Raw genomic sequence first — 7146 nt, 5'->3', positions numbered from 1 at the left:
TTTGCGTTTGTGCTTGGCCAGCCACGCCATTGGCATTGGCATTGGCATTGGCATTATTAGGTGGAACTTGACGATTGATCGCAGCCTGAGCCATGCCAGCTAATCCTTGAGGAGCCGCCTGTTGAGTGGCTTGAGGACTCAAAGGAATAGCCATTGAAGTTTGGTTCAAAAGCAGGTCAGCCGCTTCTTCACCAGTCGCCAACTCTAAATCCGCATCAACAGCCCCTTCAACTGGAGCGCCTGACGGCTTGGCATGGGTTACGTCATTACCCGCTGGAGTTTGCATCTGCAAGGTTTGAACAAAGCCAACAATGTCTTCTAGACGCACTAAATCATCGTCACTTAAGTCTTCAATAGACAGAGATTCAGACGACAAAAGCGCGGTTAACGCCTCCAGCGTATCTAAAACACTGAAGCCATCAGACTCGGCGTCATTCGGGCTTAAGTTAGCCAAGTTTAGAGCGGCAAGATCGGCCTGATCCTCAGATAAACCATCATCAAGTTTTTGCGCGTATGGCAATAAGTGATTTTGAATAAAATCGGTCAATAACGGCGAAGCATCAGCGTCTGCATCGTTTTCAAATTTGGCTGTTAGACTCTGGCTATCCTCAAAGTTCACATTGAACTTGGCGGATGTGTTTTCTTCTTTTAGCAAAACCGTCATTTTTTGTAATGCTTGTGTGAATTCGGCGATGGCTAAGTGTTTTTGCTCGGATGTTTTATCGGTTTTTAACGCCTCAAGCATAGCTTGAACCGAAGCCTTTAGCTCAGCGGTCAACTCGTCAAACTGAGTTAGTGTCTGCCTAACCACTTCGGAATCACCCGCGCCTGCCAATACTGAGTTTTCCACCAGGCCTGGTGGTAATCCTTCCAAAGACAATCCTGCTTCACTATTTTCAGTATTTACCGAAGAGTCGGTAAACGCCGTCGCCAAGCCTTGCTGTGCCAACCAAGCAGAAAGTTGCTGAAACATGCTTTCATCTGACGCCTGGTCGACATCAAACGATAAACTGTCTGCGAACGCCTGCAAAGACTGAGGGTCTACTTGCTTTAAGTCAGACAAGGCGGCTAAATCTAAATTGCCTTTTTTATACTCAGCCATCATTAACGCACCCAGCTGCACTGAGAACAGGCTAGGCGATTCTATACCAGGCTGCGATATCGCCAACTGTGGGGTTTCAGGACGGTTTATAAACCCAAACAAAGGCGAGACCGATCTTGTGTCTGGTGCGGTGTTCAGCATAATACATCTCACATTAAATTCTTCTAGTCAAGACATAGCAAACACTGTGCCTAAACCAAACAACTCGTTTAAAACCTGAATTATTTAAGGAAATTTTGCGCCGCCAAATCATCCATTAACTTCTGTTCCGCACGATCCAGCGCCACTCTTTCATCGCGTTCTAACTTTTGACAAACCTTGTGTAGCGCATTAAATCTTACCCGCTTTTCGGTCCATTGATCATGCGCCATCTTGACAATATCTTCCAGTGAATCCAATTGCTCTTGCTGACTCGCGATCGCGGTTTTTAACTTTTCAATAAAGGCTTGAGTGGTTTGGAGTTGAATCGGCATAAACTGCTGGCCAGAGGTCGTTAATTTGGCCACATATTCATTCAGGTATTGTTTAAGGTCGTTCATCTGAACTTGAACATAATTACGCTGATTGGTGACTTCTTTAAGGGTCGCGTGTGCTGTGGTCATTTCATCTTCAGCCAAGCCAGCTATCACTTTCATACGTTTAGAACGTGACATAACAAACCTTAAGTTTTATGAGAGGGTTTTGCTTAACGCGTGCAAACTTTGCGCAAAGTCGAAACGTTCATCAATCGACTGACTTAAAAAGTTGTTTAATGCGCCATGCTTTAGAATCGCAAGATCAATTTCTGGGTTTGAACCTTTCCGATAAGCACCCACACTAATTAAGTCTTGGTTCTGCTGATAGATTGAATAGATTTTTTTAAAGGTCTGCGCATGATTGTATTGCTCTTTCGAAACGACCTCAATCATCACACGGCTGATCGAGGACTCAATATCAATCGCCGGATAACGGCCCGAGTCAGCAATCGAGCGCGACAATACAATATGGCCATCCAGTACACCACGCGCCGAATCCACCACCGGATCGGATTGATCGTCACCTTCCGCCAACACCGTATAAATAGCGGTAATTGAGCCACCTTCACGACGTCCATTACCGGCACGCTCAACCAGCTGTGGCAACTTAGCAAACACCGAAGGCGGATAGCCTTTACTGGCAGGTGGCTCACCAATCGCCAGTGCAATTTCTCGCTGTGCTTGCGCAAAACGCGTTAAGGAATCCATCAGTAACAAAACATTTAAGCCCTTATCACGAAAATGTTCGGCAATGGCGGTTGCGAGCATCGCCCCGTGCAAACGCATTAAAGGCGGATCATCCGCCGGAGTCGCTACCACGACCGCACGTTTCAAACCTTCTTCGCCTAGGTTATGACGCACAAAGTCATTCACTTCTCGACCACGTTCACCAATCAAGCCTACCACCACTACATCGGCATTGGTAAACTTAGTCATCATGCCAAGCAGCACACTTTTCCCCACCCCAGTGCCCGCCATTAAGCCAATACGCTGCCCCATACCCAATGTTAATAAAGCGTTAATCGCTTTGACACCAACATCAAGCGGTTTTTCAATCGGATGACGGTGTAATGGATTAATACGCTGGCCAGCCAAATCCGCATAACTGTCTGTGGCTATCGCGCCTTTACCGTCTAAGGGCTCACCGCGCCCGTCAATTACACGACCCAGCATACCGATACCAACCGGAACCTTCACACCACCTTTTATCGGAATAACTCGCGCATTCGGGGCTAAACCATGGGTTTCACCAATAGGCATAAGAAACAAACGATCATCGTGAAAACCAACCACTTCCGCCGTTACTGGCTCAGCGTTATCATGCATAATTAAACAACGCGAGCCGATTGGCGCATAGGTACCGACCACTTCAAGCGTCATTCCGACCATTCGCACCAAGCGCCCCTCAACCACCAGGCCTGGTGGTTGAGGCAAGCGGCTCGATAAATCGCCTAACTGGGATTCGATTTGTTGATTTAAAAAAGAAGAGAAACTCATGACGAAACGTTGGTCGTGTCATTTTCAGTTGATGGCTTGGCATCATCCATCGAGCCGCGGGCATCGTCATCAGACTGAGAAACCATTGACTTAACCAACTGTTGAGTGTCCGCCAATAAAGTATCCAGCCGAATATGCCAATTATGGTTTACAACTGAATTCAGCTTTTTAACCCGGCAGGTGCCTGGCTTAATAATTTTATTCGACTTCAAAACCCAGCTTTGATCAGTCTCTTGCTGATAATAAGCTACTACACTTAAGTCATCAGGATGTAATTCAACCTCAATTTGAGCTTCGCCTTCAGGCATTAAAGCAACGGCTTGCTCAACAAATTTAATAATGCGCTGTTTATCTAAATCCAGTGTTTCCTCAACCATGCGTTCAGCCAACTTAATAGCAAGCTCGGCTAACTGCTGGAACACTTTTTCGGTCAGGAGTTCTTGTGGTTGAATGAGGTCGGTTAGAATGGATTCAAGACGTTGAACTTTAGGAATGATTTCAGCCTTCGCAGACTGCTCGGCCTTTTCAATCCCCTGGGATTGTCCGGTTTCAAATCCCGCTTGATAACCTTCTTCAAACCCAGCTTGTTTGGCCTCTTCAAAAGCTTCTCGTTTTAAAATAGCGGTTTGTTTAGAGATTTGGGGTTCCAATTCACGCTGAATGCGTTCATAGACTTCGGAGCGGACTAACTGTTCTTTTTGTTTTTCGTCCTGTTCAAGGTCGATAAACTGCCAAGTATGAACTTCGGGATTTTTCACCTCCTCAGCCCTTACAAGACGAGTGTAAGTCGCGTCATCATTGGTTGAATCTGGATGACTTTTATCAACACCAGCCATCGGTTAGACAAACTCCTCTGTCCCACCCGGCATCATCACTTTACCTTCGTCCGATAAACGTCGAACGGTTTGAATAATGGTACGCTGCGCTTCTTCCACATCACTTAACTTAACTGGCCCACCGGTTTCCAAGTCATCACGCATAATATCGGCCTGACGTTTTGACATATTATTTAAGAACTTATCTTTCAGATTCGCTTCCGCTCCCTTCAGCGCAATCACCAATATGTCATTGGCGACATCGGCCAGGATGGTCTGAACACCACGGTCATCAATACCGATAATATCGTCAAACACAAACATTTTGTCTTGGATCGCTTTACTTACATCTTCGTGCTCAACCGCAATTTCATCCAAAATCTTGCCGTCTAAACCGCTACCGACATAGTTTAAGATTTCAGCCGCACGTTTATCACCACCAATAGAGGCGAGCTTTCCGCCTTCTCCATCACGCGAGGCCGATTCGAGCACATCGTTCAAATCAAATAAAGCACGCGGCTGAATCGTGGTCAAGGTCGCAATACGATATATCACCTCGGCTTGGAAACGCGCCGGAATACCACGTAATACCTCAGCGGCCTGGTCCGAATCAAAATAAGATAAAACAATCGCAATAACCTGAGGGTGCTCATTACGTAACATATTCGCAATGGTGGTCGGGTGCATCCATTTTAGTGCTTCAAGCCCCTTAACCTGATCCCCAAACAAGGCTGCGTCCATTAAGTAACCACCGCCATCGCCCAGCGCATCGGTCATTAAACTTTGGGCATATTCATTCGGGTCAACGCCCAGTGCATCATCGCCAACCAAGTTTAAGAAAGACTTCATCACCTCATGAACATGTTGATGCGTGACATTTTCGACACTGGTCATTGCTGTACCCAACTGTTGAACTTCACGAGGATTAAGGTGCTTTAAAATCGACGCCGCCGTTTCCTTACCTAAAGCCAGCAATAAAATCGCCGCTTTATCCATCCCCTTAAGTTCACTGGACCCATTCACTTCTTCAATTGTTGACTCAGCCATTAGTTCGCCTGCATCCATTGTTTAATGATCATTGACGCTAATTTAGGGTCATTGGTTGCCAATGTTTTAACACGTTCAAATACATCGGCTTCTTCAGAGTTAGCCTCATTATCTTGCGCCACTTTATCTTCCAACTCTTTATTCATCTTATCTAGAGCGTCTGCTATTTCATCCGCATCACGAATTTCTTCAAAGTCTTCTTCTGGCACTTCATCCGGGTAATCCAAATAGGTTTCTTCTTTACGCGACAAGTCACGCAGCATAGGACGAATCACACCAAACACAATAATAAACAAAGCCAAAGCCGCCAGCACTTGCTTCATAATGTCCCAGAACCAAGCTTCTTGCCAAATAGGTGTGCTTTCAAAGAAATCATCTTCAGGCTCAACAAATGAGGCATTTACCAAACTTAACGTGTCGCCTCGCGTTTCATCCAACCCAACTGTATCGGTAATTAAACGTCGATAACTTTGCAATTCAACTTCGGTTAACGGCTGACGCTCCAAACCACCCTCTGTCACGACCCATTTATCATCCAACACCACGGCCACCGACAAGCGGCGAATATTGCCGACCGCGTTTTTAATATGGCTAATGGTGCGGTCAATTTCATAATTACGAGTACTACGCTCTGACAAACTTCTTAAATTCGGATCATTCTGCGCACCGGTATAGCCTTCTTCCGGCGCAATACCTGCTCGAGGCGGTTGATTTGTTAGCGCACCTGGAATACCGGTTGGGCCTTCGTTACGATTTATTTCACGAATTTCTTGCTCCGAACGAATCGCGGCCGGATCTGGATCATAGTTTTCTCGGGTTTGTTCTTGCTGGGTAAAGTCGAGTTCAGCCGTGACTTGGGCTCTTACCTTATTCGCACCACCTACAATCGGCGCAATTAAATTCACCACACGTTTTGACAAGGTATCTTCAACCGAACGTGTATAGTCCAACTGCTTCATGCTCATCTGCATATTGTTTGAACTGGTATCGTTTGATAACAAATTACCCAACTGGTCAACGACCGTTACATTTTTGGGATTTAAATTCGGCACACTCGCAGCGACCAAATGCACAATCGCCGATACAGCAGGCTCATCCAAAGTGCGCCCGGAACGAAGTTTAATCACCACCGAAGCGGTAGAAGCCTGTTGGTTTCGAACAAATACCGAACGTTTTGGCATACCGAGCATGACTCTAGCCGATTCAACTGAATTAAGAGACGCGACAGACTTGGCCAACTCGCCCTCAAGCGCACGGTGGTATTGAGTGGTTTCACGGAACTGTGAAATACCAAAACCCTGCTCACGGTCAAGCAATTGGTAACCGGTTTCGGCTTGTTTAGGATAGCCTTCAGACGCGAGTTGAAGTCTTAAAGGGTGAACTTGATCCGTCGGCACCATAATCGAACCGGTTCTCGAATCCAGTTCGTACTTCACCTTTTGCGCATCCAACAACTGCACCACTTCATTCAGTTCGGTGGGTTCCATGCTGCCAAACAACAAAGTGTAACTAGTGGACTGCGACCAGATTAAGATACCAATTGCGAGTGCAATAGAAGCCGATAAACCGATAATAATACCGACTTGGCGAGCAACCGGAAGAGAGGTCAGGTTATTGATAAGAGCGGACAAACTCATAGCCGAAGACTGCGCATTCAATTTGTTATCTAAAGATGCTGATTCAGCCATACCACACTCTATTTAGGTTAAAAAAACAACAACAAGCAAGTTGCATAATGGGCTAGATAGGCATATTCATCACGTCTTTATAAGCTTCTACTAGCTTATTACGCACCTGAGTCATAGCTTGAAACGAAAGACTGGCTTTTTGGGCTTGCAACATTACTTCGGTCAAGTCGGCCCCCTCATCACCCCTCTCAAAACCAGCTTTAAGGTCTCGTGACTTGAGCTGTTCATTGTTGACAGACTCAATCGATTGTTTCAGTAAATCTGAAAAACCTTGAGCTTTGGCTTCACCCGTTTGTTCGACAAGCGAATTGTCTTCTGGACGATTCTGAGCCTGCGCACTTAAAGCACGCATCTGCAACATCAAACTTTGAGTATCGACTTTATCCATTGAATATTAAACCCTATAAAACGTGCTAAAAATAGCTATTGGGCACCTCGATTAACCCAGAATAAAATTCTGCGGGACTTAAAGGCTACTTATT

At 45.8% G+C, this 7146-nt stretch carries 7 protein-coding genes; all 7 read right to left on the bottom strand.

What is annotated here, in order from left to right:
* The coding region (locus tag IBX48_RS09365) for a hypothetical protein (protein WP_296833716.1) at positions 1-1243 on the bottom strand (1243 nt) is incomplete at its 3' end.
* An 80-nt stretch (positions 1244-1323) separates the two neighbouring features.
* A complete protein-coding gene (fliJ, locus tag IBX48_RS09360; protein WP_296833713.1) occupies positions 1324-1755 on the bottom strand; it encodes a flagellar export protein FliJ in 432 nt (143 codons plus the stop codon).
* 15 nt (positions 1756-1770) lie between these two features.
* On the bottom strand, positions 1771-3114 hold the full coding sequence (fliI, locus tag IBX48_RS09355; RefSeq protein ID WP_296833710.1) for a flagellar protein export ATPase FliI: 1344 nt from the start codon (positions 3112-3114) through the stop codon (positions 1771-1773).
* Complete coding sequence (locus IBX48_RS09350) at positions 3111-3950, bottom strand: FliH/SctL family protein (RefSeq protein ID WP_296833708.1); 840 nt, start codon at positions 3948-3950, stop codon at positions 3111-3113. The genes fliI and IBX48_RS09350 overlap by 4 nt, the downstream gene beginning before the upstream one ends.
* Positions 3951-3953: 3 nt before the next feature.
* Positions 3954-4976 carry a flagellar motor switch protein FliG gene (gene fliG, locus IBX48_RS09345; RefSeq protein WP_296833706.1) on the bottom strand — a complete coding sequence of 341 codons (1023 nt, stop codon included), beginning with the start codon at positions 4974-4976 and terminating at the stop codon, positions 3954-3956.
* Positions 4976-6664: a flagellar basal-body MS-ring/collar protein FliF gene (fliF, locus tag IBX48_RS09340; RefSeq protein WP_296833703.1), complete on the bottom strand. Its 1689-nt coding sequence runs from the start codon at positions 6662-6664 to the stop codon at positions 4976-4978. Before fliF ends, fliG begins: the two co-directional genes overlap by 1 nt.
* Before the next feature lie 52 nt (positions 6665-6716).
* Entirely contained in the window at positions 6717-7052 is a 336-nt protein-coding gene (fliE, locus tag IBX48_RS09335; RefSeq protein WP_296833700.1) for a flagellar hook-basal body complex protein FliE, read from the bottom strand.
* Positions 7053-7146: the final 94 nt, after the last annotated feature.

The sequence above is a fragment of the Thiomicrospira sp. genome (assembly GCF_014859555.1).
Classification (GTDB): Bacteria; Pseudomonadota; Gammaproteobacteria; order Thiomicrospirales; family Thiomicrospiraceae; genus Thiomicrospira.
The sequence above is the reverse complement of the archived record's forward strand: the minus strand, read 5'-3'. Positions and strand labels throughout refer to the sequence as shown.

What these genes read in the sequence shown, in the direction of transcription:
- fliI (WP_296833710.1), bottom strand. Translation starts at nt 3,114, where the DNA reads ATGAGTTTCTCTTCTTTTTTAAATCAACAAATCGAATCCCAGTTAGGC.
- fliF (WP_296833703.1), bottom strand. Translation starts at nt 6,664, where the DNA reads ATGGCTGAATCAGCATCTTTAGATAACAAATTGAATGCGCAGTCTTCG.
- IBX48_RS09350 (WP_296833708.1), bottom strand. Translation starts at nt 3,950, where the DNA reads ATGGCTGGTGTTGATAAAAGTCATCCAGATTCAACCAATGATGACGCG.
- fliJ (WP_296833713.1), bottom strand. Translation starts at nt 1,755, where the DNA reads ATGTCACGTTCTAAACGTATGAAAGTGATAGCTGGCTTGGCTGAAGAT.
- fliG (WP_296833706.1), bottom strand. Translation starts at nt 4,976, where the DNA reads ATGGCTGAGTCAACAATTGAAGAAGTGAATGGGTCCAGTGAACTTAAG.
- fliE (WP_296833700.1), bottom strand. Translation starts at nt 7,052, where the DNA reads ATGGATAAAGTCGATACTCAAAGTTTGATGTTGCAGATGCGTGCTTTA.